Source organism: Streptomyces sp. NPDC096323 (assembly GCF_040302845.1).
Classification (GTDB): Bacteria; Actinomycetota; Actinomycetes; order Streptomycetales; family Streptomycetaceae; genus Streptomyces.
Genome location: NZ_JBEOSI010000002.1, coordinates 677,164 through 703,265, shown reverse-complemented (window position 1 = coordinate 703,265; position 26,102 = coordinate 677,164). Strand labels below are relative to the sequence as shown.

At 72.1% G+C, this 26,102-nt stretch carries 26 protein-coding genes and 1 other RNA gene; 14 read left to right on the top strand and 13 right to left on the bottom strand.

The window, feature by feature from the left end:
• The first annotated feature begins 17 nt into the window (after positions 1 to 17).
• The 3 genes from efeB to ABTX18_RS07135 are packed head-to-tail and all read left to right on the top strand — an operon-like array spanning position 18 to position 3,174.
• Positions 18 to 1,295: an iron uptake transporter deferrochelatase/peroxidase subunit gene (efeB, locus tag ABTX18_RS07145; protein WP_352121718.1), complete on the top strand. Its 1,278-nt coding sequence runs from the start codon at positions 18 to 20 to the stop codon at positions 1,293 to 1,295.
• Positions 1,296 to 1,325: 30 nt separating this feature from the next.
• On the top strand, positions 1,326 to 2,309 hold the full coding sequence (gene efeU, locus ABTX18_RS07140) for an iron uptake transporter permease EfeU (RefSeq protein WP_352121717.1): 984 nt from the start codon (positions 1,326 to 1,328) through the stop codon (positions 2,307 to 2,309).
• Positions 2,242 to 3,174: an SCO2278 family lipoprotein gene (locus ABTX18_RS07135; RefSeq protein WP_352121716.1), complete on the top strand. Its 933-nt coding sequence runs from the start codon at positions 2,242 to 2,244 to the stop codon at positions 3,172 to 3,174. Before efeU ends, ABTX18_RS07135 begins: the two co-directional genes overlap by 68 nt.
• A gap of 75 nt (positions 3,175 to 3,249) precedes the next feature.
• Here ABTX18_RS07135 and ABTX18_RS07130 read toward each other — a convergent pair whose 3' ends face one another.
• Positions 3,250 to 3,993 carry a bifunctional DNA primase/polymerase gene (locus ABTX18_RS07130; protein ID WP_352121715.1) on the bottom strand — a complete coding sequence of 248 codons (744 nt, stop codon included), beginning with the start codon at positions 3,991 to 3,993 and terminating at the stop codon, positions 3,250 to 3,252.
• Positions 3,994 to 4,263: 270 nt separating this feature from the next.
• Here ABTX18_RS07130 and ddaH point away from each other — a divergent pair, with 270 nt between their 5' ends.
• Positions 4,264 to 5,160, top strand: coding sequence for a dimethylargininase (gene ddaH, locus ABTX18_RS07125; RefSeq protein ID WP_503061103.1), 897 nt, complete (start codon positions 4,264 to 4,266; stop codon positions 5,158 to 5,160).
• Here the strand turns inward: ddaH and ABTX18_RS07120 are convergent.
• On the bottom strand, positions 5,157 to 6,161 hold the full coding sequence (locus tag ABTX18_RS07120; RefSeq protein ID WP_352121714.1) for a small ribosomal subunit Rsm22 family protein: 1,005 nt from the start codon (positions 6,159 to 6,161) through the stop codon (positions 5,157 to 5,159). The two genes, ddaH and ABTX18_RS07120, sit on opposite strands and share 4 nt — an antisense overlap.
• 164 nt (positions 6,162 to 6,325) lie before the next feature.
• Between ABTX18_RS07120 and ABTX18_RS07115 the strand changes: the two genes are divergently transcribed.
• Positions 6,326 to 7,678 (top strand): hypothetical protein, encoded by a 1,353-nt coding sequence (locus tag ABTX18_RS07115; RefSeq protein WP_352121713.1) that lies wholly within the window; start codon positions 6,326 to 6,328, stop codon positions 7,676 to 7,678.
• Here the strand turns inward: ABTX18_RS07115 and ABTX18_RS07110 are convergent.
• Positions 7,660 to 9,012 carry a multidrug effflux MFS transporter gene (locus ABTX18_RS07110; protein WP_352121866.1) on the bottom strand — a complete coding sequence of 451 codons (1,353 nt, stop codon included), beginning with the start codon at positions 9,010 to 9,012 and terminating at the stop codon, positions 7,660 to 7,662. The genes ABTX18_RS07115 and ABTX18_RS07110 overlap by 19 nt on opposite strands.
• Before the next feature lie 79 nt (positions 9,013 to 9,091).
• On the opposite strand from ABTX18_RS07110, the gene ABTX18_RS07105 reads away from it, so the two are divergent.
• A complete protein-coding gene (locus ABTX18_RS07105) occupies positions 9,092 to 10,096 on the top strand; it encodes a Gfo/Idh/MocA family protein (RefSeq protein WP_352121712.1) in 1,005 nt (334 codons plus the stop codon).
• A 21-nt stretch (positions 10,097 to 10,117) separates the two neighbouring features.
• Here ABTX18_RS07105 and ABTX18_RS07100 read toward each other — a convergent pair whose 3' ends face one another.
• The gene (locus tag ABTX18_RS07100) at positions 10,118 to 11,746 is read right to left on the bottom strand and encodes an alkaline phosphatase D family protein (protein WP_352121711.1); all 1,629 of its coding nucleotides are present in this window, start codon (positions 11,744 to 11,746) and stop codon (positions 10,118 to 10,120) included.
• A 288-nt stretch (positions 11,747 to 12,034) separates the two neighbouring features.
• Here ABTX18_RS07100 and ABTX18_RS07095 point away from each other — a divergent pair, with 288 nt between their 5' ends.
• Complete coding sequence (locus ABTX18_RS07095; protein WP_352121710.1) at positions 12,035 to 12,808, top strand: SDR family oxidoreductase; 774 nt, start codon at positions 12,035 to 12,037, stop codon at positions 12,806 to 12,808.
• 97 nt (positions 12,809 to 12,905) lie between these two features.
• On the top strand, positions 12,906 to 13,796 hold the full coding sequence (locus ABTX18_RS07090; protein WP_352121709.1) for a PhzF family phenazine biosynthesis protein: 891 nt from the start codon (positions 12,906 to 12,908) through the stop codon (positions 13,794 to 13,796).
• Positions 13,797 to 13,805: 9 nt separating this feature from the next.
• Here the strand turns inward: ABTX18_RS07090 and ABTX18_RS07085 are convergent, their stop codons facing one another.
• Together ABTX18_RS07085 and ABTX18_RS07080 are read right to left on the bottom strand one after the other, a co-directional pair.
• Entirely contained in the window at positions 13,806 to 14,738 is a 933-nt protein-coding gene (locus ABTX18_RS07085) for an NAD-dependent epimerase/dehydratase family protein (RefSeq protein ID WP_352121708.1), read from the bottom strand.
• Complete coding sequence (locus ABTX18_RS07080) at positions 14,735 to 15,799, bottom strand: ScbA/BarX family gamma-butyrolactone biosynthesis protein (RefSeq protein ID WP_352121707.1); 1,065 nt, start codon at positions 15,797 to 15,799, stop codon at positions 14,735 to 14,737. Before ABTX18_RS07080 ends, ABTX18_RS07085 begins: the two co-directional genes overlap by 4 nt.
• A gap of 125 nt (positions 15,800 to 15,924) precedes the next feature.
• Between ABTX18_RS07080 and ABTX18_RS07075 the strand changes: the two genes are divergently transcribed.
• Together ABTX18_RS07075 and ABTX18_RS07070 are read left to right on the top strand one after the other, a co-directional pair.
• Positions 15,925 to 16,587 (top strand): ScbR family autoregulator-binding transcription factor, encoded by a 663-nt coding sequence (locus ABTX18_RS07075; protein WP_352121706.1) that lies wholly within the window; start codon positions 15,925 to 15,927, stop codon positions 16,585 to 16,587.
• 129 nt (positions 16,588 to 16,716) lie between these two features.
• The gene (locus tag ABTX18_RS07070; protein ID WP_352121705.1) at positions 16,717 to 17,094 is read left to right on the top strand and encodes a VOC family protein; all 378 of its coding nucleotides are present in this window, start codon (positions 16,717 to 16,719) and stop codon (positions 17,092 to 17,094) included.
• A gap of 48 nt (positions 17,095 to 17,142) precedes the next feature.
• On the opposite strand, the gene ABTX18_RS07065 is transcribed toward ABTX18_RS07070, so the two are convergent.
• From ABTX18_RS07065 to ABTX18_RS07040, 6 genes are all read right to left on the bottom strand, one after another.
• Positions 17,143 to 17,796, bottom strand: a complete 654-nt coding sequence (locus ABTX18_RS07065; protein WP_352121704.1) for an SGNH/GDSL hydrolase family protein — start codon at positions 17,794 to 17,796, stop codon at positions 17,143 to 17,145.
• A 160-nt stretch (positions 17,797 to 17,956) separates the two neighbouring features.
• Positions 17,957 to 18,514 (bottom strand): hypothetical protein, encoded by a 558-nt coding sequence (locus ABTX18_RS07060; protein WP_352121703.1) that lies wholly within the window; start codon positions 18,512 to 18,514, stop codon positions 17,957 to 17,959.
• Between the two features lie 328 nt (positions 18,515 to 18,842).
• Positions 18,843 to 19,475: a DUF2461 family protein gene (locus ABTX18_RS07055; protein ID WP_352121702.1), complete on the bottom strand. Its 633-nt coding sequence runs from the start codon at positions 19,473 to 19,475 to the stop codon at positions 18,843 to 18,845.
• Positions 19,476 to 19,568: 93 nt separating this feature from the next.
• Positions 19,569 to 19,970: RNase P RNA component class A (gene rnpB, locus ABTX18_RS07050), an RNA gene on the bottom strand.
• 61 nt (positions 19,971 to 20,031) lie between these two features.
• Complete coding sequence (locus ABTX18_RS07045) at positions 20,032 to 20,601, bottom strand: Uma2 family endonuclease (RefSeq protein ID WP_352121865.1); 570 nt, start codon at positions 20,599 to 20,601, stop codon at positions 20,032 to 20,034.
• 114 nt (positions 20,602 to 20,715) lie between these two features.
• A complete protein-coding gene (locus ABTX18_RS07040) occupies positions 20,716 to 21,243 on the bottom strand; it encodes a TetR/AcrR family transcriptional regulator (protein ID WP_352121701.1) in 528 nt (175 codons plus the stop codon).
• 138 nt (positions 21,244 to 21,381) lie between these two features.
• Here ABTX18_RS07040 and ABTX18_RS07035 point away from each other — a divergent pair, with 138 nt between their 5' ends.
• Positions 21,382 to 22,122, top strand: a complete 741-nt coding sequence (locus ABTX18_RS07035; RefSeq protein WP_352121700.1) for a MerR family transcriptional regulator — start codon at positions 21,382 to 21,384, stop codon at positions 22,120 to 22,122.
• Positions 22,122 to 22,982: a hypothetical protein gene (locus ABTX18_RS07030; RefSeq protein WP_352121699.1), complete on the top strand. Its 861-nt coding sequence runs from the start codon at positions 22,122 to 22,124 to the stop codon at positions 22,980 to 22,982. The genes ABTX18_RS07035 and ABTX18_RS07030 overlap by 1 nt, the downstream gene beginning before the upstream one ends.
• Here ABTX18_RS07030 and ABTX18_RS07025 read toward each other — a convergent pair.
• Complete coding sequence (locus ABTX18_RS07025) at positions 22,933 to 24,354, bottom strand: RNB domain-containing ribonuclease (protein WP_352121698.1); 1,422 nt, start codon at positions 24,352 to 24,354, stop codon at positions 22,933 to 22,935. The genes ABTX18_RS07030 and ABTX18_RS07025 overlap by 50 nt on opposite strands.
• Positions 24,355 to 24,524: 170 nt before the next feature.
• Here ABTX18_RS07025 and yaaA point away from each other — a divergent pair, with 170 nt between their 5' ends.
• Together yaaA and eda are read left to right on the top strand one after the other, a co-directional pair.
• The gene (yaaA, locus tag ABTX18_RS07020) at positions 24,525 to 25,325 is read left to right on the top strand and encodes a peroxide stress protein YaaA (protein WP_352121697.1); all 801 of its coding nucleotides are present in this window, start codon (positions 24,525 to 24,527) and stop codon (positions 25,323 to 25,325) included.
• Between the two features lie 72 nt (positions 25,326 to 25,397).
• Positions 25,398 to 26,021: a bifunctional 4-hydroxy-2-oxoglutarate aldolase/2-dehydro-3-deoxy-phosphogluconate aldolase gene (eda, locus tag ABTX18_RS07015; RefSeq protein ID WP_352121696.1), complete on the top strand. Its 624-nt coding sequence runs from the start codon at positions 25,398 to 25,400 to the stop codon at positions 26,019 to 26,021.
• Positions 26,022 to 26,102 lie beyond the last annotated feature (81 nt).

Genomic DNA, 26,102 nt, shown 5'->3' with positions numbered 1-26,102 from the left:
GGAAAGGGACTCCTGTCATGTCCGAGCAGAACCGCCAGACGTCCGACGACGACGCCGGGAGCCCGGGCGGCGCCCCCTCGAGGCGGGCTCTGCTCGGCTGGGGCGGCGCCGGGCTCGCGCTCGGCGCGGTGGCGGCCGGCGGTGCCGTGGCCGCGGTGCGTCCCGGGGACACCGCCGTGACGGCCGCGGACAGCGGTGCGGCGGTGCCGTTCCACGGTGCGCACCAGGCCGGCATCGCCACCGCGGTCCAGGACCGGCTGCACTTCGCGGCGTTCGACGTGACGACGAAGGACCGGGCGGAGCTGATCGCGCTGCTCAAGGAGTGGACCCGGGCGGCCGAACGGATGACGGCCGGTCACGCGGTCGGCGACGGCGCCTACGGGGGCCTGCCCGAGGCCCCGCCGGACGACACCGGCGAGGCCCTGGGCCTCAAGCCGTCCCGGCTGACGCTGACGATCGGCTTCGGCCCCTCGCTGTTCGCCAAGGGGCGGTTCGGTCTGGAGGACCGGCGCCCCGAGGCGCTCGTCGACCTGCCGAAGTTCCCGGGCGACAACCTCGACAAGGCCCGCAGCGGCGGCGACCTGTGCGTCCAGGCGTGTGCGGACGACCCGCAGGTGGCGGTGCACGCCATCCGCAACCTCGCCAGGATCGGCATGGGCCGCACCGCGATCCGCTGGTCGCAGCTGGGCTTCGGCAAGACCTCCTCGACGACGCCCGACGCCCAGACCCCGCGCAACATGATGGGCTTCAAGGACGGCACCCGGAACATCTCCGGCACCGACACCACCGCCCTCGACCAGCATGTGTGGGCCGGCGCGAAGGACGGTCCCGGCTGGATGGCCGGGGGGTCGTACCTGGTGGCCCGGCGCATCCGGATGCACATCGAGACCTGGGACCGGACCGGACTCCAGGAGCAGGAGGACGTCTTCGGCCGCGACAAGGGCGAGGGCGCCCCGGTCGGCAAGGCCAAGGAGCGGGACGAGCCGTTCCTGAAGGCGATGCTGCCGACCGCGCACGTACGGCTCGCGCACCCCGACACCAACGACGGGGCTACGATCCTGCGGCGCGGCTACTCCTTCACCGACGGGACGGACGGCCTGGGCCGGCTCGACGCCGGGCTGTTCTTCCTCGCGTACCAGCGCGACACCCGCAAGGCGTTCATTCCGCTGCAGCGGCGCCTGGCGGCACACGACGCACTCAACGAGTACATCCAGCACGTGGGTTCGGCGCATTTCGCCGTCCCGCCGGGCGTCCGTGACAAGGACGACTGGTGGGGCCGGGCGCTGTTCTCGTAACGGGACTCGAAGCGGAAAGGGAACCGAAACGTGTTCAGCAACTTCCTGATCGGCCTGCGCGAGGGCCTCGAGGCCAGCCTGGTCGTCTGCATTCTCATCGCGTACCTGGTGAAGACCGGCAACCGGCACAAGCTGCTGCCGATCTGGACCGGGGTCTCCATCGCGGTCGTCGTCAGCCTGGCCTTCGGCGCCGGTCTCGAATTCGGTTCACAGGAGATGACGTTCAAGGCCCAGGAGGCTCTGGGCGGTTCGCTGTCGATCCTCTCGGTCGGTCTGGTGACCTGGATGGTCTTCTGGATGCGGCGCACCGCGCGGCATCTCAAGGCGGAGCTGCACGGCAAGCTCGACGCGGCGCTCGCGATGGGCACCGGCGCCCTGGTCGCCACGGCGCTGCTGGCGGTGGGCCGTGAGGGTCTGGAGACCTCACTGTTCGTCTGGCGCGCGGTGCACGCGGCGGACGACGGCTGGCACCCGATGATCGGCGCCCTGCTCGGCATCCTCACGGCCGTGGTGCTGGGCTGGCTGTTCTACCGGGGCGCGTTGAGGATCAACCTGGCGAAGTTCTTCACCTGGACCGGCGGCATGCTGGTGGTCGTCGCGGCGGGTGTGCTCGCGTACGGCGTCCATGACCTGCAGGAGGCAGAGTTCCTCGGCGGCCTGCGGAACCGGGCGTTCGACATCAGCGACACGATTCCGCCGGACAGCTGGTACGGCACGCTGCTGAAGGGGACGTTCAACTTCCAGCCCGATCCGACCGTTCTGCAGATCACGGTGTGGGCGCTGTATCTGATCCCCACCCTCGCGCTGTTCCTCGCCCCGGTAGGGTTCGGACGGTCAGAGGGCCCTGCGGTGGGGGCGACGGATCAGAAGGCGCGGAAAGCAACGGATGAGAAGCCTGAGGCCGGTTCGGCCGGCGACGGTGCTCGCGGCAGTGACGATGCTGAGCATGACGGCGAGCGGGTGCGTGACGGTGCACGGCGAGCTGGAAGTCGTCCCGGCGGCGACGCGGGCTGAGGCCGCGCGGGCCCTGGCGGACTTCGCCGCCGCGTACAACGCGGCGGACAAGGCCTACGATCCCGCGCTGGACGCGGACCGGGTCACCGGTGCGCTGGGCGCGATCAACCAGGCGGGTCTACGGGCCCGGCAGAAGAACAATCCGAACGGCAACGCGAACCACCAGCCGCTGGAACTGACCGACACGCACTACGTCATCCCGAAGAAGGCCGGCTGGCCGCGGTGGTTCGTCGCGGACACGGACTCCAACCGTGATCAGGACAGTGGGAAGCAGGACACCCGCTGGCTGTTCGCGTTCGTCAAGCCGGGTCCCGACGCGGGGTGGAAGGCCGCCTATCTGTCGGTCGTGGCCCCGGCCCAGCTCCCCGACTTCGCGAAGGACGGCGAGGGGCGGGCCGCACCGGTGGCCGCGGACAGCGCCGGACTGGCGGTGGCTCCGCAGGACTTGGGCACCCGGTACACGCAGTACCTGCAGAAGGGCACGCCGGACGTGTTCGCCCCCGGAACGTCCACCTCGCTCTGGCGCAACACGCGCCTGAACACCCGGCGGGCCGGGTTCTCGTACCAGTACATCGACCAGCCGCTGAACAGCGGGGCGTTCGGCCCGCTCGGACTGGAGACGGCCGACGGCGGCGCGCTCGTCTTCTTCAGCAGCAAGCACTTCGAGCAGCAGACCGCGGCGGAGGGGCTGCGACCGACGGTTTCCCAGGACGTCGCGGCGCTGATGACGGGCGAGGTGCGGAGCACGCTCACGAAGGAGCGGGTCTCCGGCCAGCTGGTGTACGTGCCGAAGAAGGGCGCCGGCACAGGCAAGGTGATCATGCTGAACCGCGTGCCGGGGCTGATAGCGGCGAAGGGCTCCTGAGGGCTTCGGTCCGCCCTGCGGGGCCGTCCGGCGGTCTCCCGGCCGAGGGCGGCCGGTCCGGGGCCCTGGCCCCGGTTACCTGCTCAGCGGCCAGGCCACCGACTCGTGGTCGACGTCGCTCTGCTCCGCGGAGCCCACGAACCGCGCACACGCGTCCGTCAGGGTCTCCAGCAGGGTCAGCGGGTCGGGCAGCGGATTCTCCGGGCCGCGCACCCAGCTGACGTCCAGCTCACCGGGGAGCTTGGCCGGCGGCAGCAGCACATAGCTGCCCCGGCAGTGCCACCGCAGCCCCGGGTGCTCGTCCATCGTCTCGGGGTGGCAGTCCAGCTCGCACGGCCACCATTCGTCCTCGTCCTCCGGCGTACCGCGCGTCGCGGTGAAGAAGAGCATCCGGTCGTCGCCGGACGTGGCCACCGGGCCGACGTCGATCCCGGCGGCGAGGAGCCGCTCCAGCGCCTGCGTGCCGGCCGACAGCGGGACGTCGAGGACGTCGTGGATCAGTCCGGTCGCCGTGATGAAGTTGGCCTGCGGCTGGCTGCGGGCCCAGCGCTCGATCTGGGCGCGGTCGGTCGTGGACTGCGTCTGCCAGGCGAAGGAGAGGGGATGCCGGGCGGGGGTGGGACAGCCGACGCGTTCGCACGAACATCGGTAGCCGACCGGGTGGGCGGCGGGCGCGATCGGCATCCCGGCCTCGGCGACGGCCACGAGCAGCTCCACTCGCGCGGTGCCGGCATCGCCCTGCTGCGGTTTGGGCCGTCGGCGCAGCCAGTGGGAAAACCTGCTCTCTGAGCCGCGAGCACGGCTGAAATCGGTGCCCATCTATCCCCTTACCTCAAGCGTTGCCCCTGCCCATGGTCCCACCATCCTGCGCTTCGGGTGGCCAGAGTCCTGAAGCGGGGTACGGTGACCGATGACCCGTCGTGTCCGTTATCACACTGATTGCCAGGAAATGGCGGATGAATGTGAGGTGATCGGAGGCCCGGAAGGGGGTGTCCGCCACCCTCAGGGGCGACGGGCCGGCCCTACGTCACACAGCTGTACGGAACCACCCGATCGGTCCACTGTGCCCGGAGCCCCGAGCGGCGCACCATGGGCTCACGCACACACCCGTGCGACGCACCGGCCGCAGCGGCCACCAACACCGCCGCGACGATTCGTGAGGAGCCCTCGTTGCCTCGTGAAGCCACACCTCGCCGCTACCTGATGTGCGCCCCGACGCACTTCAAGGTGACGTATTCCATCAACCCGTGGATGGATCCCACCAAACCCGTCGACCTCCCGCTGGCGCAGACCCAGTGGGAGGACCTGCTGGGCCGCTACCGTGCCTTCGGCCACACCGTCGAGCTGCTCACACCCGACCCCGACCTGCCGGACATGGTCTTCGCCGCCAACGGAGCCACCGTCGTCGACGGCCGGGTCCTGGGGGCCAGGTTCGCGTACCAGGAACGGTTCCCGGAGGCGGCCGCCCACCGCGACTGGTTCCGCGGCCACGGCTTCACCGAGATCCAGGAGCCCGTCCACGTCAACGAGGGCGAGGGCGACTTCGCGGTCACTTCCTCGTACGTCCTGGCGGGGCGCGGCTTCCGGTCCAGCCCGCTCTCGCACGGCGAGGCGCAGGAGTTCTTCGGGCGCCCGGTGATCGGCCTGGATCTGGTCGATCCGCGCTACTACCACCTGGACACGGCGCTGACCGTCCTCGACGAAGCGGCCGGCGAGATCATGTACTACCCGGGCGCCTTCTCACCGGGCAGCCGGGCCGTGCTGGCGCGGCTCTTCCCGGACGCGCTGATCGCCGACGAGGCGGACGCCGCCGCGCTCGGGCTGAACGCGGTGAGCGACGGGCTCCACGTCCTGCTGCCGCAGGCCGCCACGGGCCTGTTCGATCCACTGCACGAGCGCGGCTTCGAACCGGTGCCGATGGACCTCGGCGAGCTGCTCAAGGGCGGCGGCAGCGTGAAGTGCTGCACGCAGGAGCTGCGGGCTTAGGGCGCGTCGTCCTGCGGGGGCGGCGGCCAGGCGTCGCCCCAGTCGGTGTCCCGGGCGGCGCGGTACAGCTCGCCGTGCCGCTTGGTGACCGTGGCGCGCCGCAGCGCCTCGTCCCGGGTGCACAGCTCCAGCAGCACCTGGCCCTTGCGGATCTGCGGCCGGCGCGTGACCCGCGCCTCCACGGGCCGGGGGGTGAAGCGGGTGGCGACGACGTAGCTGAATTTCTCGTCCTCGTACGCCAGTGAGCCGCCCTTCACCTTCCGGTGCAGCGAGGAGCGGCTGACCCGGGCCGAGAAGTGGCACCAGTCCGTGCCCGGCTCGATGGGGCACGCGTCGCTGTGCGGGCAGGGCGCGGCGACGGTGAGGCCGGCGGCGATCAGCCGGTCCCGGGCATCGATGACGCGCGCGTAGCCGTCGGGCGTACCGGGCTCGACGACCACGACGGCCTGCGCCGCACCGGCCGCGGTGTCGACGAGAGCGGTGCGGGCCTCGGGCGTGAGCTCGCCCAGCACATACGAGACGGTCACCAGGTCGGTGGCGTCCAGAGCGAGGTCCTTGCCGATCCGGGCGCGCTGCCACTGGGCGGCGCGCAGTCCCGGCAGGCTGGAGAGCCCGGCCAGTTCACGGCCCAGCTCCAGGGCCGGCTCGGCCCAGTCCAGGACGGTGGTCCGCGGCCCGTCCCAGGCCCCGGCGACCGCCCAGCTCGCCGCGCCGGTGCCGCCGCCGACGTCGGTGTGCTTGGCCGGCGCCCAGTCGGGGGCGGCGTCGCGCAGGGCGTCGAGGGCGGATCGTACCGCCTCGAAGGTCGCGGGCATCCGGTACGCGGCGTACGCGGCGACGTCCGAGCGGTCGCGGAGCAGCGGGGTGTCGGTGGGAGTGGTTCCCCGGTAGTTGGCGATGAGCCGGTCGACGGCCTGGGCGGCCTGCTTGGGCGGCAGCCCGTCGAGGAGTCCGGCCAGGGCCGCGCGCAGGGCTTCCGCGGTGGGGAGGGTGGCGTTCACCGAGGAATTGTAGGCGGACGCGCACGGCCCGGGCTCCCTCACGGGCACGGCCGGGCTCCGTGCGGAACCGGGACAGAACGGCGACGGAACCGAACGGCGAAGCCACCCGCACCAGTTGCTACGCTGACCGGCGCGGGGACGGGGCACGGCTCACCGGGGGGACCATGAGACTGAAGTTCGCGCGCCTGGCTCCGGCCGGCGGCGGGTCCACGCGGCAGAGGATCGTGCGCCTGGCTCTGGTCGGCGGGGTGCTGGTACTGGCCCTGCTGCTCCTGCTCGCGACCTGCGGCGGCGGCAAGAAGGACGCCGCCCCGCCGAAGAAGCCGGTGAGGAAGAGCACGGGCCCGGCGACTCAGCTGACCGTCCCGCCCGCGTACACGACCCGGCGCGGCTGGGAGCTCGTCGACACCTCTCCCGACTACGCGCTCTCCCGGACGACGGGGCGGCTCGCCTATCTGGTGCGGACGGCCGAGGGCGAGTACCGGCTGCGGACCATCGACTCCGAGACCGGGCGGGCCGGCTGGAGCGGGGACGCCTGGCGCCCGCCGGCCGCGATGCACTTCCCGAGGCTGCTCACCGTCTCCACGGACGACCAGGAGTACTTCGTGACCTGGTCGTACGGGAAGGTCGGCGAGAACGCCCCGGCGCCCGCCGACCGGATCGTCTCCCTCGACGTGTACACCGTGGAGGACGGCGGCCGGCAGCGCGTCGAGGTGCCGTGGGCCACGGCGCCGGCCGTCACCGCCACCGGCCCCGGCATCGTGATCGGCGACGGCGGGACGACGAGCGTGGTGGTGGACCCGGCGACCGGCAGGATCACCAAGGTCCCCGCCAAGGCGCTGAAGTACCCCAAGGGCTGCGGGTCCTGCAAGCAGTTCACGGAGGTGCGCGGGCTGACGTCGAAGGGCCTGCTGGTGAGCGGGGTACGGGAGTTCTGGGTGCAGGGCGGCTGGTTCAGCCGGAACGTGGCGCCCAGGGGCGCCGACCGGCAGAGCGGCGTCCCGACGTCCGTGGCCCCCGGCGTGCTGCTGGCGAAGTGGCAGCTCGCCAAGGGCTCGAAGCTTGCCGCGACCCACGATCTGTGGACCGTGCACGACACGGAGACGGGCAAGGCCCTCGTCTCCGTCCAGTGCCACAAGCCGGCGATCGCCCCGGGCCAGTACCCGCAGGCGGTGGTCTCACCGTCCGGCGGCTATCTGGTGGCCGGGAACCTCGCGTTCGATCTGGAGGCCGGCAAGGGCTTCTGCTTCGAGGACACCGAGGGGTCCAGGACCCTCGCCCTGGCATCCGTGACCGACAGCGGAACGGCGTACGGGGCGACGAGCGTGCGCAACGCGGCGGACGCGCTGGCCGGGGGCGGCTTCCCCGTCGAGGCCGACGTCTCGACGGGGTCGACGCAGATGCTGTCGCCGAATGTGCGGATGCCCGGCGCGGAGGCCGCCGAGGGGGTCGGACTGTTCCGCTGGTCCGACGACAAGGACCGGCTGCACCTGATCGGCTACCCGCGGGCGGACTGACCTGCGGACGGGGACGGACCGGCCGACCGGTCACCGGCCTGCTGCCAGGGCCGGCACATCCCCAGGAAGCACACCATCGCGCCGGCCGCGCACACCAGCTGCACCACGGCCATCGGCACGGCCGTCGCCTCCCCGGCGATCCCGACGAGCGGCGAGGCCACGGCGCCGATCATGAACTGCGAGGTGCCGAGCAGTGCGGAGGCGGAACCGGCGGCGTGCTTGGTACGCATCAGCGCCTGCGTGTTCGTGTTCGGCATCGCCAGGCCCATCGCCGACATCAGCACGAACAGGCCGGTCGCCACCGGCACGAGCCCGACGTCTCCGAAGACACCGGACGTCATCAGCAGCAGCGCCGTCGCGGCCAGCACGATGACGGCGAGCCCGAAGCCGAGCGCCTTGTCGAGGCTGACCCGGCCGACGAGGATCTTGCCGTTGATCTGGCCGACGGTGATCAGCCCGACCGAGTTGATGCCGAAGAGCAGGCTGAACGTCTGCGGCGAGGCGCCGTAAATCTCCTGGACGACGAACGGAGAGGCGCTCACGTACGCGAAGAGCGCGGCGAAGGCGAGGCTGCCCGAGATCATGTAGCCGCTGAAGACCCGGTCGGCGAGCAGTCCGCGCATGGTGCGCAGCGCGTCGCCGATGCCGCCGGTGTGGCGCTCCTCGGGCGGCAGCGTCTCGTGCAGCCACTTCCAGACGACGAGGGTGAGCAGGACGCCGATGACGGTGAGGACGGCGAAGATGCCCCGCCAGTCGGTGATCCGCAGGACCTGTCCGCCGATGACGGGGGCGACGACGGGGGCGACGCCGGAGATCAGCATCAGCGTCGAGAAGAACCTGGCCATGTTGTCGCCGTCGTACAGGTCGCGCACGACGGCCCGGGCGATGACGATGCCGGCGGCGCCCGCGAGGCCCTGCAGGAGCCGGAAGCCGATGAGGAGTTCGGCGGTCGGGGCGAAGACGCAGATCGCGGTGGCGAGTACGTAGACGATCATCCCGAGGAGCAGCGGGCGGCGCCTGCCCCAGCGGTCGCTCATCGGGCCGACGACGACCTGGCCGAGCGCCATGCCGGTGAGGCAGGCGGTCAGGGTGAGCTGGACCGTGGTCGCGGACGCGTGCAGCGAGTCGGTGACGGCGGGGAGCGCCGGGAGGTACATGTCCATGGACAGCGGCGGCACCGCGGTCAGTCCGCCGAGGACCAGGGTGACGAGGAGTCCGGTGCGCCGGGCGGTGACGGCGGGGCCGGGGGCAAGGGGGGCGGGCTTGACGGGAAGTCCGGCCCCGGTGTCGGGCGTGGGTATCTGCTGGGCTCGGCTGACGCCGCTCTCCGGCATTCTCATCTCCATTATTGTTGAATCCGCCTCTATGCTCTCAGCTCAGCCGGAATGGTCGACACCTTTTGTGGGAGCGTGCATGAGCAGGACTGTCCGTTGGGGCGTGCTGGCGACTGGTGGGATCGCGGCGACTTTCACCGCTGACCTGCAGGCGATGCCCGGTGCGGAGGTGGTGGCCGTGGCCTCCCGTACGGACGCGTCGGCGCAGGCGTTCGCCGATCGGTTCGGGATACCGCGGGCGTACGGGAGCTGGGCGGCGCTCGTCGCCGACGAGGAGGTCGACGTGGTGTACGTGGCCACTCCGCACTCCGCGCACCGGGAGGCCACCGCCCTCGCCCTGGAGGCCGGGAAGCACGTGCTGTGCGAGAAGGCGTTCACGATCAACGAGCGCGAGGCCCGGGAGCTCGTGAAGCTCGCCCGGGACCGCGGTCTCTTCCTGATGGAAGCGATGTGGACGTACCTCAACCCGGTCATCCGGCGGATGACGGAGCTGGTACGGGACGGGGCGATCGGCGAAGTCCGTACCGTGCAGGCCGACTTCGGTTTCGCGGGTGACCTGGACGCCGGGCACCGGCTGCGCGACCCCGCGCTGGGCGGCGGGGCGCTGCTGGACCTCGGGGTCTACCCGGTGTCGTTCGCGCACCTGGTGCTGGGCGAGCCGGACCGGGTGCTGGCCGACGCGCTGCTGTCGCCGGAGGGCGTCGACCTGAACACCGGCATGCTGCTGAGCTGGGAGTCGGGCGCGAACGCCCTGCTGTCCTGCTCGCTCGTCGGGCACCACCCGACGGCCGCCACGATCATCGGAACGGCCGGCCGGATCGACTTCCCGCAGGGCTTCTTCTCTCCGCAGAGCTTCGTGCTGCACCGGGCGGGCGAGGAGCCGGAGGAGATCAGCTCCGGTCCGGGGCCGCAGGGTCTGACGGGGATGCAGTTCGAGGCGGCCGAGGTGATGCGCGCGGTCCTGGCGGGCGAGACGGAGTCGCCGCTGGTGCCGCTGGACGGTTCGCTCGCGGTGATGCGGACGCTCGACGCGGTACGTGAGCGCATCGGCGTCCGCTATCCCGTGGACGGCCTGGCGTCCTGAGGCCTTGACGTCCGGGCGGGATCAGGCCGGGGTCAGGCCCTGGTTGCCCACCTCCGTGACGAACGAGGCGGCCGTCGTCACGGGGGCGCCGGGCGTGGTGACGGCCGGCACCGTGCGGTAGTCGGCGCGGGCCTGGCGCTCCTGGAGCGTGACGAGGGCGTATCCGCGACGCCCGTTGTAGAACTTCATGTGCGGGTTGGCGGTCGTGACGGTGGCCCAGTTGGCCGGCTTCTCGGAGCCGTTCTTGCCGCTCGCGATGGAGGTGGCGACGATCTCGGTGCCGACGGTACGGGAGGCGGGGTCGTCGAAGTCCCGCTTCAGGTCGAAGGCGTAGCCGACGTGCACGTCACCGGTCAGCACCATGAGGTTGTCCACCCCGGTGGCCTCGGCGCCCTTCAGGACGCGGTCCCGGGAGGCCGGGTAGCCGTCCCAGGAGTCCATGGACAGCTTGTACGCGTCGGTGGGGACGTCGCGCCGCCGGGCGAAGGTGACCTGCTGCGGGACGACGTTCCAGGTGGCCTTCGAGTGGCGCCAGCCGTCGATCAGCCAGCGTTCCTGGGCGGCGCCCGTCAGGGTGCGCGAGGGGTCCTCGGACTCGGGGCCGGGGGTCTGCCAGCCGTCGCCGTACGCCTGGTCGCTGCGGTACTGGCGGGTGTCCAGGATGTCGAACTGGGCGAGCCGGCCGAACTGCAGGCGCCGGTAGAGCTTCATGTCCGGGCCCTCGGGCCGCTGCGGGGTGCGCAGCGGCTGGTTCTCCCAGTACGCGCGGTAGGCGGCGGCCCGGCGGATCAGGAACTCCTCGGGCGGCACGCTGTTCTCGGGGGTGTCGCCCGCGTAGTTGTTCTCGGTCTCGTGGTCGTCCCAGGTGACGACGAAGGGGTGCGCGGCGTGGGCGGCGCGCAGATCGGGGTCGGACTTGTAGAGGGCGTACCGCAGCCGGTAGTCCTCGAGGGTGGTCGTCTCCCGGTTGAAGAGGGCGGGCAGGGTGCGGTCGGTGTAGTTGCGGGCTCCGCCGGTCGCGGTGACGGCGTACTCGTAGAGGTAGTCGCCGAGGTGGAAGACGACGTCGACGTCCTCCTGCGCGAGGTGCTTGTACGCGGTGAAGTAGCCGTCGTGGTACGCCTGGCAGGAGACGGCCGCCAGGCTCAGTTCGCGCTTGTGGGCGCCGGGGGCGGGCGCGGTGCGGGTGCGGCCGACGGGGCTGGTCCACTGTCCGGTGCGGAAGCGGTAGTACAGGACGCGGTCCGGGGCGAGGCCCTTGACCTCCACGTGGACGCTGTGGTGGAACTCCGGGTGCGCGGTGGCGGTGCCCCGGCGCACGACGCGCTGGAAGCGCTCGTCGCGGGCCAGCTCCCAGCCCACCTGGATCCGGGCGGCGGGCAGTCCGCTGTCGGGCTCGAACGGGCGGGGCGCGAGCCTCGTCCACAGGAGGACGGATTCGGGCAGCGGGTCACCGGAGGCGACGCCGAGGGTGAACGGGTCCTCGCCGATGCGCCGGGCGTCGAGCTCGGCGGCGCTCGCCGCTCCCGCGGCCGGCAGGCCTACGGAGAACGCGAGTGCGGCGGCGGCTCCGGTGACGGTGAGAAAGCGGCGGCGGCCGGTGTTCCGGGCCGCCTCGCGCAGCTCCTGCTGGTGCGCTGAGTGCGTCATCTGTCCCTCCCCTGACTGGTGACTGGTGACTGGTGATGTCGGGGGAAGTCCACCGGGCCGGCGCATCCAGGGGTTGGCGTGCTCACGTCGCACGGGCGTCGCCTGGATGAGGAATGCGGCAGGAATGGATCCCCAGGGGCAAACTCCGCGTACGCGGCAAAATCATGATCATCAACTTCCGGCGCGATCCGCGGGGAATCGCCGGTGCCGCACCGGGAATCACCCCCTCGGGGACGCGAACCGGCCGACGAGGACGGCGAGGACCTCCGGGGCGTACGCTGCCGCACCATGAGCAACAAACTGTTGAATTCCGCGACGAGGACGGCCGTGGTCACGGGCGCGGGCTCGGGTATCGGCCGCGCGGTGGCTCTGGCACTGACCGGTGCCGGCTGGTCGGTGGCGCTCGCGGGCCGCCGCCCCGAGCCGCTCACCGAGACCGCGGCGCTGGCCGGGCCGGACGCCCGGGTGATCACCGTCCCCGCCGATGTGTCGCGCCCGGACGACGTGAACGCCCTGTTCTCCTCCGTACGGGAGTGCTTCGGCCGCCTCGATCTGCTCTTCAACAACGCGGGCACGTTCGGGCCGCCCGCCGTACCCGTCGAGGATCTGGCCTACGACGACTGGCGCGCGGTGGTCGACGTGAACCTGACGGGGGCGTTCCTGTGCGCGCAGGCGGCGTACCGGCAGATGAAGGAGCAGGACCCGCAGGGCGGGCGCATCATCAACAACGGCTCGGTCTCCGCCCATGCGCCGCGCCCGCACTCCATCGCCTACACGGCGACCAAGCACGCGATGACCGGTCTGACGAAGTCGCTGTCGCTGGACGGCCGCCCGTACCGGATCGCCTGCGGGCAGATCGACATCGGCAACGCCGCGACCGAGATGACCGAACGGATGCGAACGGGCACCCCGCAGGCCAACGGTGAACTGGCCGTGGAGCCGGTGATGGCGGCCGCGGACGTGGGGCGGACGGTGGTCCACATGGCGGAGCTGCCGCTGGAGGCGAACGTCCAGTTCGCCACGGTGATGGCGACGGCGATGCCGTACGTGGGCCGGGGCTGACGGCGGCCGGAGGGGGCTGGGCGGCCGGGCCTGGCAGCCGCCGGAGCGGGCGGGATCATCGGGGAATGGCCCGGGCCGCGGCGGAGTTGTGCTGGGCATGACTGATCTTTCCGGGACCGCTGTCCTGCGCTACACAGCCTTCTCCGCCGACCCGGCGGGCGGGAATCCGGCCGGCGTCGTGCTGGACGCCTCCGGTATGGACGAGGCGGACATGCTCGCCGTCGCGGCCGAACTCGGCTACAGCGAGTCGGCGTTCCTGACCGGCCGGACCGAGGCCTCGGAGCCCGGTACGCGCGGTTACGCGATCCGCTACTTCAGCCCGAAGGCCGAGGTCCCGTTCTGCGGTCACGCCACCGTCGCCACGGCGCTGGCCCTCGCCCACCGGGACGGCCCCGGGGACCTGGAGTTCGCGACCGCGGCGGGCGCGGTGCCGGTCACCGTCGTCCGCGAGGGGGCCGAACTGCGGGCGACCCTCACCAGCGTGGAGCCGCACCTCGCGGACATCGCTCCCGAGGACGTCGCCGAAGCGCTGGCCGCCCTGGACTGGCCGGCCGCCGACCTCGACCCGGCCCTGCCGCCCAGGATCGCCTACGCGGGCGCCCGGCACCTGGTGCTGGCCGCCGCGACCCGGGAGCGACTGGCCGGGCTCTCCTACGACTTCGCGCGTCTCGAAGCGCTGATGCACCGGCTGGACCTCACCACGCTCCAGCTGGTGTGGCGCGCCTCGGACACCGTCTTCCACGTCCGCGACCCGTTCCCTGTCGGCGGAGTGGTCGAGGACCCGGCGACGGGCGCGGCGGCGGCCGCCTTCGGTGCGTACCTGCGCACCCTGTCCCTGGTCCCGGAGACCGCCGCGCTGACCCTGCACCAGGGTGAGGACATGGGCCGCCCCGGCACGCTGACCGTCACCCTGCGGGCGGGGGACCCGCGGGTGCGGGTCAGCGGGACGGGGACGCGCATCCCGGACCCGGACCCGGCGGGCGCGTGAGGGCCGGCCTCAGCGGCTGAGGAACTCCCGGTACCAGGGGGCGTGCGCCGCGAATGACGTCCGGAAGTCCGGGCCCGGGGCGCAGCCGAATTCCCGCTCGACGCGGTCGTCGGCGAACCAGTGGTCGAGGGTCAGCATCTCGAAGTGGTGTGTGGCGTACGGGACTCCGGCCAGCCGGCTGCGGGCCTCGTCCAGGCCGATCTCCGTTCCGGCCCAGGGCAGCCGGAGTTCGCCGAGCACCGCGGAGAGCAAGTCCGAACAGGTCACCGGTTCGGGGTGGTTGACGTGGTAGACGCCGGACGGCGGCTTCGGGGCGAGCGCCGCCCCGAGCAGGGCGCGGCCCAGCGTCTCCACGTCGATCAGTGAATGACGGGCGTCGCAGCCGGCCGGCGCCGCCGACAGGTACCGCAGCAGGGCGACCAGGCCGGGGATCGCCCACCGGTCCCCCGGGCCGTGCACGATGTGCGGGCGCAGGACGGCCCCGCCGGCCGCCAGGACGTGCTGCTCGGCGGCGACCCGGGTCAGGCTGGTGGCGGAGGCGGGTGCGGGCTCGGCCGTGCCCGGCAGCAGTCCGGTGAAGGGGCCGCGGCCGTAGACGGAGGCGGTGCTCAGCTGGACGATCCGGCCGACTCCGCTGCGTACGGCCTCGTCGACCAGCGCACGGGTTCCGTGGTCGTTGACGATTCGGGCGGTCTGCTCGTCGGAGCCGATCAGGGAGGCGCAGTGGATGACGGCGTCGACGCCCTCGCAACTGCCGCGCAGCGACTCCGGGTCGGCGAGATCCCCGTGGACGCTCTCGTGGCCGGGCCCGTCCGCCGGTGCGTCGAGCGCGGTGCGGTGGGTCATCAGCCGCAGCCGGACCCCCGGCGTCGCGCGGGCGGCGGCGGCCACCCGGCTGCCGATGAAGCCGGTCGCGCCCGTGACGAGGATGCGGGGGGTCATGAGACGTCCGTTCTGACTTCGCCGGGCCCGGCCGGGCCCGGCGAGCGGAGGGTGCAGGTGAAGGCCGGTTCGCCGTCCTGAACGGCACGTACGAACACTCCGGCGGGCGAGCCGGCGCCGGCCGGGAGCACGGTGGCCTCGATGTGGCAGGGGCGGTCCAGCTCCACGTACTGGAGGAAGTCGGCCTGCATCTCCGTCGGCAGGAACACCGAACCGGTGGCGGCGTGCGCGGCCTGCCGGGCCGCTTCCAGCAGCAGGATGCCCGGAACGTGGTCGTTGGGGCGGCCGAAGAGTGTCGTGTGCCGGGTGTCGAGCCGCAGCAGCCACGTGCCCGGGGCCGTGCCGGGCGAAAGGACGACGTCGTTCTCGGAGGTCCTGCCGACCGTGCGCGGTGCGACGGCGGGCAGGAGGGGTATCGGGGTGTCGAACACGGCACTGCGGTGACCGCGCAGCCGCTGGTACGCCCCGGCGGAGGTGCAGCTGATCCGGCCGCCCCCGGTGGCGAGCACGGTGCCGCGGCGGTGCAGGAGGAGTTCGAGATGCATGGAGCCCAGGCTCCGGCCCCGGCGGCGGATCCGGGAGCAGGAAACGTCCACCGTGATGTCCCAGAGGTCCTCGCCCAGTTCGAGCCGTTCGGACGCGGTGGTGTACCTCAGCTCCCACATCACGAACGCGTCGCCGACCGGCACCCCGAACTGGGCGTGGGCGATCAGCATCGTCGTCTGCCGCATGGTCTCCGCTATGAGCAGGGGGTCCTGGTGGCGGCCGTCGACGGGGGCGAAGAAGCGATGGGACCGCGGCCAGTGGGCCGGCACCGAGAACTGGGTGTCGGTGAGCCGGGTGAGCCCGGTGGGGAAGACGTCGAGCGGGTCGGTCCGGTGGACCAGCTGTCTCAGCCGGTCGGGCGGTCCTTCTCTGCGGGCGGGCTCCTCGCCGGCGGAGGCGGCGGCCGCTTCCGGGCCGCCGGAGGAGTCCTCGGCGCGTTCGGCACCCGCGGAGTGTCCGGCCTGCTCGACGCTCTCCGCCGACTTCGAAGCACTGCGTGAGGTGAGCTGAACCATGAAGTTCCCCCAGGAGGATCCGAGTGAATGGGCCGAGCTGCCCCGCAGTAAGATACTGACAGCCCGGTTTTCCTTTCCAGCCAACCCCCTGTGGCGCCAACCACGCCACCTTTAGAGAGAAGCTGATGGCACAGCAGGCGCGCGCGATCCAGACCCGCCGGTCGATCCTGGTGGCGGCCGCCGACGTGTTCGACGAGCGCGGCTACAGCAGCGCCACCATCAGCGAGATCCTGGCGCGCGCGGGGGCCACCAAGGGCGCGCTGTACTTCCACTTCGCCTCGAAGGAAGACCTCGCGCTCGGGGTGATGGACATACAGCTGGACAGCGATCCGCTGCCGCCCCAGCTGACGAAGCTCCAGGAACTGGTGGACCAGGGCATGCTCCTCGCCCACCGGCTGCGCCATGAGCCGCTGGTGCGGGCCAGCGTGGGCCTGGCCATGGACCAGGCCGTGGAGGGCCTCGACCGCGGCACGCCCTTCCGCGGCTGGATAGACCGGCTCGAGAGCATCCTGGTGGCCGCCAAGGGCCAGGGCGAGCTGCTGCCCCACGTCGATCCGGGCGAGGCCGCCGAGATGCTGGCGGGTTCCTTCTCGGGCATCCAGGTGATGTCCCAGGTCCTGTCCAACCGCGAGGACCTCGGCCGGCGCATCTCGGTCCTGCTGCATTACGTGCTGCCGAGCATCTCGACGCCGGCCGTTCTGGCCACGCTGGATATGGCCGAAGATCGCGGTGAGCGTCTGCTCCGCGGCCTCGAAACCGTACCGAGCCAGGCCGGAACGTCCGACTGACCTCCCGCGGCCGCCTCGCGACCCCCAGAACCAGACCGTACGGTCCGCGTTCGGCGGCGTCCGTACGTGAGAGATGACCCGCCTCGTACGCTCGATGGCTCAGCGTCCCTCACCGACAGGAGCCCGCCGATGTCCGTCCGCCGCGTAGTCCCGAACATTCCCACCGGCACGGTCGACGAATCCGGGGCCGCCCCCGCAGCGATGCGGGCCAACGCCGCCTTCTACGGGCTCCTGGGCTTCGAGGAGGTCATGAACCAGGGCTGGATCATGACGCTCGCCTCGCCCTCCCATCCCACGGCCCAGGTCAGCATCATGACCACCGACCGGACCGGCCCCGTCACCCCGGACCTGAGCGTGGAGGTGGAGGACGTGGACGCGGTCCACGCGGCGGTGGTCCGCAGCGGCGCGGAGATCGTGTACGGCCCGGCCGACGAGGAGTGGGGCGTGCGCCGCTTCTTCGTACGCGATCCGAACGGGCGGGTCGTCAACGTCCTGAGCCATGCCTGACCCGGGCGGCACGTCCTGAGCCATGCCTGACCCGGGTCCTACGGGCGGCTACCGCTTCGGCTGCGGCGCGGAGGCACCGACACCGACCGCGGCGAGCCAGGCGTCGGCGATCAGCCGGTGGCCGAGCGGCGTCGGGTGGACGCCGTCCGGGGCCAGCTCTGCCGCCGGCCGGTCCTGCGCCGCGCGGGGCAGGAGGAGATCGGCGCGGACGAGCTGGGCCCCGTGGTCCGCGGCGACCCGCAGGACGGCGTCGGTACGGGGCGACAGGTCGTCGAACCAGCCTTCCTGGTGCGGGGTGACCGGGAGCAGGAAGGGCGTGATGACGACCAGCCGTGCGGAGAGCCGCCGGGCCGTGTCCGCGAGCAGCCGGTCGAGGCAGGCCTCGAACTCCCGGACCGGGCTGGGGAGTCCGCTGTCGTGGTACCGCCAGGTGTCGTTGATGCCGATCTTGACGGTGACCACGGTGGGCCGGTGGCCGATGACATCGGCGGCCCAGCGGGATTCCAGATCGTAGATGCGATCGCCGCCGATCCCCCGGTTGATGACCCGGGGCCCCGGTCCGTCGTGCGCCCGCTCGCGCAGGGTCCGCGCGATCTCGTGGACGTATCCGTGACCGAGCGAGGCGGGGTCGGCCCGGTCGCGGCCCGCGTCGGTGATGGAGTCACCGATGAACAGAAGGGTGTCGTCGTCGTTGATCCGCATGTCTGCCGTCCTGGTGTCTGGGTGCGGGGCGGGACATTTTTCGACGCCCGCGCCCGCACAGTCAACTACGTCCGCCCGGCCACGCTTCTGCCTGCCGCCCGCCTCGCCCGTGCCGGCTACGGCTCGCGCGACAGCACCGCGAGGCGCAAGGGCCGGCGAGCTACTTCCATACGGCGAACGCCTTGTCGTCGCTGCGTCGCAGCAGGCCGCCCTTGACCCACTCGACCTTTTCGGGCGCAGCGCCGGAGCCCGCCTCGGAGAGGTAGACGGAGCACGCTTCGTAGCTCTCGCCCGCCGCTGCCTCCTCGAACTTCTTGGAGTCGTGCTCGTCGAGGCACTTGTCGAACTTGGGCCCGTCCTTGTAGGTGAGCTGCCCGTCGTCGCCCACGACCGGCTCCGGGAAGGCGCTCATGATGTCCAGCCGCGTCAGCAGGTCGCCGTCCGCCGTGAGATCGAAGGAGGGTCCATCCACGCTCCCGGTCCCGGTCTTGGCCACCCGGTAGTGGACGTAGTACGGCGTGCGGCCCTGGTAACGGGAGGCATCCTGGAGCAAGGACAGGTCGCCGGAGGTCCCGGTGTCCACGCGCTCCACGCTGACCTCGAGGTTGTCCTTCTTCGCCGTGTCGCCGTAGGACAGCGCCGGGGTGTCTTCGGAGCAGCCGGTGAGCACAAGCGCGGCGGCGGCGGTGAGGACGGCGATTGCGGTACGGGTGTTCAAGGCTCCCCCTGGAAACGTCAGTTGCAAGGATCCGACGGCATCGGCGGTCGGTACGGGCCGTTGTCGCTGGTAGCGGCCGGAGAACGCCGCCAGTCCCAGGAACGCGCCGAGGTGCAGCGGCGCGACACACCCAGCAGGCACCCCCGCCGCCACGACCCCGGTCGGGCACGCGGAACGTTTGTACAGCACCGAAGTGACACACCGTCTGCACCGTCGGCAACCGGTGACGGGGATCACAAGGCCGGGAGCCAACTCCGGGGAGCAGCGATCAACGGCCGAAATCGGACGCATCGCTGCCGATGGGCCCGACCGCGTCCGCCCTGTCCGATCACGGAGTACGCGTGACATGGCGGGCGAGCCACGTCAGCAGGGGGTCCAGGTCGGCGGCGGCCGCGAGGACCCGCTCGACCGCTTCGGGGGTGTGCAGCCACTCCCCGTCACCGAAGGAGCGGGCGGCGATCAGCGAGCGGTGGCCGAGCAGGTCCGCGCGAGCGTGGTCCGCCGGGTAGCCGCGCGGAGGGCGTTTCATCAGGTCCCCGGAGATCTCGTAGCCCTTGTTCCGCACGGCGTCGACGAGGGCGGAGAGCTCCCGGCCGCTGCCCTCGGCGGCAACGGCTCTGCGGTACGCGTCGACCTGGCCCCGGTCGGGATACCACCAGGCCCCCTGGATCCGCAGGCCCTCCAGGGAGAACCGGAGTCCGATCTCGACCTTGCGCCCGAGCCGGATCACCGCGCCCTGGTTCTGCCACCACCACGAGTTGGTCCGGTAGTGCCAGACTGAGAAGTCCTCGTACCGGGCGTCGGCGTCCGCGACGTCATTGAGCAGATCGATCATCGGCTGCCGCACCAGCCGTTCACGATCCGCCCGGCACCGCTCCCTGGTCTCCCTGGCCGGTTCACCCTGGAGCCGCGCCAGCACATCCATGGCCTGCTCCGGCCAGCCGCCGAACTGTCCGCCCATGTGCGGAGGATAGCCCGGCCCCCTCCGCAACGAACGGAAAGGGCCTCCGACGCAGGTCGGAGGCCCTTTCCCAGGCATAACCGCAGGTGGCGGCAGACGAGTCGGGCTGTACGCCGGGTTCTGTCGCCCGGTCGCCTCGCGGCGGCCGGGGAGACGGCCATCCATCTAGGACCGGCATTGCTGCCGGTCTCGTGCGGTCTACCCGCGAACTCGGGCGGGCCGCCCTCGAACGTTCGCGCAGAGCCGTCTTGCGACGGCCCCTCTTGACCTTGCTCCGGGTGGGGTTTACCTAGCCGCCTGAGTCGCCTCAGGCGCTGGTGGTCTCTTACACCACCGTTTCACCCTTACCGGGGACCGAAGTCCCAGGCGGTCTGTTTTCTGTGGCACTGTCCCGCGAGTCACCCCGGGTGGCCGTTAGCCATCACCCTGCCCTGTGGAGCCCGGACGTTCCTCGGGAGGGTCCGAAGATCCTCACGCGGCCGTCCGCCCGGCTCGTCTGCCGTAGGCCCATGCTACCCGCCCGGGCTCGGCGGGCCCGACAGGGCGGGTGGACGGCTCAGAGGAACGCCGCGGTCTCCAGATCGAACGCGAAGGGGGCCGGGAGGCGGATCGGCTTGCCGAACGGAATCGTGCAGTGCTGGCGGTAGTCATCCCCCTGCGGATCGCTGAACAACGTCACCGATGACTGCTCTCGGTCGACCAGAAGGTAGAGGGGGACGGGTCCCCGGGCGTAGCGGGGCCGCTTGCTCGTGCGGTCGGCGGCCGGCTTGGACGAGGCGACCTCGACGACCAGGGCCACTCCCTCGCACGGCATCCAGGGATCCGCTCCGCGGTACAGACGCAGTTCGGTGGGGGCGAAGGTGCCGTCGGGGATGACGTGGTTCTTGGGACACCCCCCGCCGCTGCGTAGTTTCAGGCCCTTGTTCCCGGAAAAATCCATATCGGTCCGCGCCTGCCTGATCACCTGTTTCATGATCACACTGATGTAGTCCTCATGATCTCCGTCCGGCGGCGGCGTCACGACGATCTCCCCCTCGATCAGCTCGGCCCGGAAGCCCTCCGGCGTGTCCAGCGCCAGGAAGCCCTCAAGCAGGACTTCTCCCTGCGAGAGCGGTTCGTGCGGCATGGCAGACATGTCACGCCCCTTCCTCGGTCGCTCGCCAGCGTGGGACATCGGGGAATCCGCCGTCCGTGAGATGGGGATGTTTCTCCGATCGTGGCACAGGACCGCTCGCCGTTGTCAGAGGCCGACCGGGGCGAAGGCCGCGATGCCCGCCGCCCACGCCTCCGCGACGTCGGAGTCCGTGGGGAAGCGGCCGTTGAGCTCCATCACGACCATGCCGTGGGCGAAGGCCCAGGCCGCCCTGGCGCGCCCCTCGTCGCCGGCCAGGGCGCGGAGGAGTGGGGCCGCGGCATGCTCCTCCAGGTCCTGCGGAAGGGGCCGGCCGGTGGTGAGGCGGTAGAGGTGGGGGTGAGCCAGGGCGTGGGTGCGGTAGGCGGTGGCCAGGGCGGAGAAGGAGCCGGGGTCCGCGGACTCGGCCGCGCGGAGCACTCCGGCGGTCTCCCTGAGCATCGCGTCCGCCAGTGCGTTGACCACGGACGACTTGTCCGGGAAGTGCTTGTAGAGCGAGGGCGCCGTGATGCCCACGGCCCCGGCGAGGCGGCGCATCGTGAGGGCGTCCGGGCCCTCCCGCTCCAGCAGGGTGCGCGCCGCGCCAAGGATCTGGCGGGCGCGGTCGGTTGCCGGCCGGGCCGCGGGATCGGTCATCCCGGTCCACCTCTTCCTGCCAGCTCGGGGTGTGGGGCCGAAGGCGCGATCGTACGAGATGAGAGGAAGCGGCGGGGACCGGGGGCACGTCGCGCCTCGTCTTGACCTTGCCGCAGCGTCAGGGTTTCTACTGGCCTCATGCGCATCGGAGAGATCGCCGCGCTCGTCGGGCTCACCCCCAGGGCCGTGCGGCACTACCACCAGATCGGCCTGCTGGCCGAGCCCGCCCGCCGGGCCAACGGTTACCGCTCCTACAGCGTGCGCGACGCCGTACTGCTGGCCCGGATCCGTCGGCTGACCGAGTTGGGGATCGGCCTCGACGGGGTGCGGAAGGTGCTCGCCGCTGATGCCGGGCGTCCGCTCGGGGACGTACTGCGTGAGCTGGACGCCGATCTGGCGCGGCAGGAGCGGGAGGTCCGGGAGCGGCGGCTGCGGCTGGCGCAATTGCTCGAGGTGCCGCTCACCGATGCCGGGCCCGTGTCGCCCGCCCTGGCCGAGCTGCTGGCCGCCGCGCCCGTCGGCGGCTCCCCCGCCGCCGCCAAGGACCGGGAACATCTGGCACTGCTGGACACGGCGGGCGGCGGCAGCGAGGTCTACGCCGTGCTGCAGAAGCTGGCCGGTGATCCGGCGGTGCTCGTGCTGTACGAGGAGCTGGACGCGCTGGAGGCGGCGCCTGTGGACGATCCGCGTATCGCGCCACTGGCCGTCCGGATGGCTGCCCTCGTGCCCCACGAGGTGCTGGCCGCGATCCCTGAGGACGGGCCGGCGAGGGTGGGGTTCGGGGAGGCTCTGCTCGCCGACTATCCGCCCGCACAGGCCGAGGTGGTGCGCCGGGTGATGGTGGCGCTGACGGAACGGATGAGGGGGAGGGCGCGGTGATGACAGGGGTGAGGGGTGCGCGGTTAGTGGCCGCGGCCGTGCTGCCTGCCGAGTTGGCCGTGGTGGTGTGCCTGGTGGCCGGCGTACGCATACCTGGCACGGTGCTGGCCGGCGCCGAGGCGGCGGTCCTGCTGGCGTTCTTCCTGGAGGCCGTCGTCCTGGGGCGGCTCTGGCGCACAGCGCGCCGGGAGGGTGCGAGGCGGCGGGCGGCGACGGCTGCGGCACTGCGGACCGTGGTGCCGGTGGCGGCGCGGCGGCTGGTCGTGCACGAGCTGCGGGCCCTGCACAGCCTGGCGCTGTGGATACTGCGGCGGCGCCACGGCGTGCCGGAGGGCGCGCTGTCCGTCCCGTACACCGGACCGCAGACGGCCATGATGTACGGCCTGGTCTTCGTCTCGGTGGTGGAGACGGTGATGCTGGCCCTGCTGATCCCGTGGCCGGTCGTGCACGGGCTTCTGCTCGTGCTGGACGTGTACGGGGTCCTGCTGGTGCTCGCCCTGCACGCCGCCTGCGTGACCCGCCCGCACGTCGTGGGTCCGGACGGGTCGCTGCGCGTTCGTTACGGGGCTTTGTTCGATCTACGGATACCGGCTGCCGCGATCGCCGCCGTGCGGGTCGAACGGCGGCTTCCCCAGGGCCGGTTGCTCCAGCTCGGCGCGGACGGGGTGCTCGATCTCGCAGTCGGCGGACAGACGACGGTGACCGTCCGGCTGACCGCGCCGCTGGGCTTCGTGCGGCCGCTCGGTGGGCGCGGGCAGACGCTCGCCGTCCGGTTTCACGCCGATGATCCGCGCGCCGTCGTGGCCGCGCTCACGCCGGGGCGAACAGCACCTTCGATGACCCCGGGTCCGCTTGGGTGAGCCGGACGCGTAGCCGCTGCCCCAAGGGGAGTGCGGTGGTGCCGCCCTCGATGCGGGCGACGATGGCCGGGTCGTCGATGTGGATGGTGCCGGTGGTCGGGTTCTGCTCCTTCACGTCCACCACGTACGCGTCGAAGACCGTACCGACCCGGTCCTTGAGCAGCGCGGCCTCCACGAGGTCGACGCACTCGCGCTCCACCGTGTTGGCGCGCCGGGACCCGTCCGCCATCTCCTTGGGCAGGGCGGGGAGTGCGGTCAGGGCCCACTCGGGCGGGTCGCGGTCCGCGGCGGCCGCGACGCAGAGTTCGCAGGCGTACCGGTCGACGAGGCGGCGCAGCGGTGCGGTGCAGTGCGTGTAGAGGTCGGCGACCGCGGCGTGCACGGCCGGGGTGGGCAGCTCGCCGTTCTCGAAGACCGTGTAGCCGGCGCCGCGCAGCAGCGTGGTGCACTCCTGGAGGAACGCCGCGTGGTTGGTCCGCTTCGAGTCGAGGGAGCGGACGACCTGTGCGTACGGGACGTGGTGCGGCCAGTCGATGTGCAGGGCCTCGGCCGAGCGGCGCAGGCGGGCCACCGCGCCGTCGGGGGCGACCGGGAGCGTACGCAGGATGCCGGTGCCGGATTCCTTCATCAGCCGGGCCGCGGCCATGCCGGTGAGCAGTGAGATCTGGGCGTTCCAGCCGTCGGCGGGGAGCGGGGCGCGGTATTCGAGGCCGTACGTGCCGTCGCGCGCGATGATCTCCTGCTCGGGCACGTCGAGGGAGATGCCGCCGCGGGCGATCTCCTGCTGCTCGCGCAGGGTGCCGATGTCCTTGAGCAGGGCGAGGGACGTCTCGGCGGTGCCGGCGTCGATCTGCCGCTGCACGGTCGCGTAGTCGAGTTTGGCGCGGCTGCGGACGAGGGCCCGGCGCACCCGGGTGGAGACGGCGCGGCCTTCGGCATCGAGGTCGATCTGCCAGAGCACGGCGGGGCGGGTCTCGCCCGGCAGGAGGCTGGCGGCGCCCTCGGAGAGCGACGCGGGGTGGAGCGGCACCTTGCCGTCGGGGAAGTAGAGGGTGTTCACCCGCCGGTGGGCCGCGGTGTCGAGCGCGCCGCCGGGGCGGACGAAGGCGGCGACGTCGGCGATCGCGTAGTGCACGCGGTAGCCGCCGGGCCGGCGTTCCAGGTGCATCGCCTGGTCGAGGTCCGTGGAGGCGGGCGGGTCAATGGTGAGGAACGGCAGATCCGTGGCGTCCTCATGGCCGGAGAGCACCGGGTTCCGCGCCGCGTCGGCCGCCTCGGCGAGCACGTCGGCCGGGAAGTCGTCGGGGAGCGCGAGCTCGGTGCGCAGCGCGCTCAGGGCCGCCCGCAGCGGGGTGTCGGCTGGGCCGGTCATGCGGAGATGGCGGCGGGGCATGGACCGAGCGTATGGCGGGGCGGGGCGGGTGGCATCCCAGGTGGCGGGGAGGGCGGCCGGCGGTGACCCGTACGCTGGCGAGAGGGTGGTGAGCCGCTGCCGTGCCGAGAGCGGCCCCCCTTTTTCCGTACGTACGAAGGAGAACCGCCGTGCTCGTGCTGTTGCCGCCCTCCGAAGGAAAGGCCGCCTCGGGGCGCGGAGCACCCCTGAAGCCCGAGTCGCTTTCGCTGCCGGGGCTGGCGGGGGCGCGGGCCGCCGTGCTGGACGGGCTGGTGGAGCTGTGCGCGGCGGACGAGGAGAAGGCCCGCGTGGTGCTGGGGCTCAGCGAGGGGCTGCGCGGCGAGGTCGCGAAGAACGTCGAGCTGCGGACCGCGGGTGCGCGTCCGGCCGGTGAGCTCTACACCGGGGTGCTGTACGACGCGCTGGACCTGGCCTCCCTGGACACGGCCGCCCGCCGCCGGGCCGGGAAGTCGCTGCTGGTCTTCTCCGGGCTGTGGGGCGCGGTGCGGGTGGGCGACCGCATTCCGCCGTACCGCTGCTCGATGGGGGTGAAGCTGCCGGGGCTAGGCGCCCTGGGCGCGTTCTGGCGCGCGCCAATGGCGGAGGTCATGCCGGAGGCGGCGGGTGACGGGCTGGTACTGGACCTGCGGTCGTCCGCGTACACCGCGGCGTGGAAGCCGAAGGGCGAGGTGGCGGAGCGCACGGCGAGCGTGCGCGTGCTGCACTCCCAGCTGGTGGACGGCGTGGAGAAGCGGTCGGTGGTCAGCCACTTCAACAAGGCGACGAAGGGGCGGATGGTCCGCGATCTGCTGCGGGCGGGGGCCCGGCCGAAGGGTCCGGCGGAGCTGGTGACGGCTTTGCGGGATCTGGGGTACGTGGTGGAGGCCGAGGCGCCCGCACGGCCCGGGCGGACGTGGGAGCTCGATGTGGTGGTGACCGAGATCCACTGAGCCGGCCATAGGTCGTTGCGCCCTGCGCAACGCTCATTGCGTGGGGTGCGGCTTGCGGGGCAGGATGAGGACATGACCTCCCCTTCCGTGCTGGACCTTGCGCCCGTCGTGCCCGTCGTCGTCCTGGAGGACGCCGGTGACGCGGTGCCGCTCGCCCGGGCCCTGGTCGCGGGCGGGCTCCCGGCGATCGAGGTGACGCTGCGGACGGCCGCCGCGCTGGACGCGATCAAGGCGATCGCGGCGGAGGTTCCGGACGCGGTGGTCGGCGCCGGCACGGTGATCTCGGCGCGGAACGTCTCCGACACGGTGGCCGCCGGCGCCCGGTTCCTGGTGAGTCCCGGCTGGACGGACACGCTCCTGGACGCGATGAAGGCGTCCGGGTTGCCCTTCCTGCCGGGCGTCTCGACGACGTCCGAGGTGGTCGCGCTGCTGGAGCGCGGGGTCACCGAGATGAAGTTCTTCCCGGCCGAGGCGGCGGGCGGCACGGCGTATCTGAAGGCCCTCTCCGCCCCGCTCCCCCAGGCCAGGTTCTGCCCGACCGGCGGCATCTCGCTCGCCTCGGCACCCTCCTACCTGGCCCTGCCGAACGTCGGCTGCGTGGGCGGCAGTTGGATGCTCCCCGGCGACGCGGTGGCGGACCGGGACTGGCCCCGGGTGGAGCGGCTGGCCGCCGAGGCCGCGGCCCTGCGCGGCTGAGAAGGCAGCGGCTGAGAAGGCGTGGCGGCGAACCGTCCCGCTTTCCTCTGCATACTCCCCGGCAAGCGGGGCACGAGACCT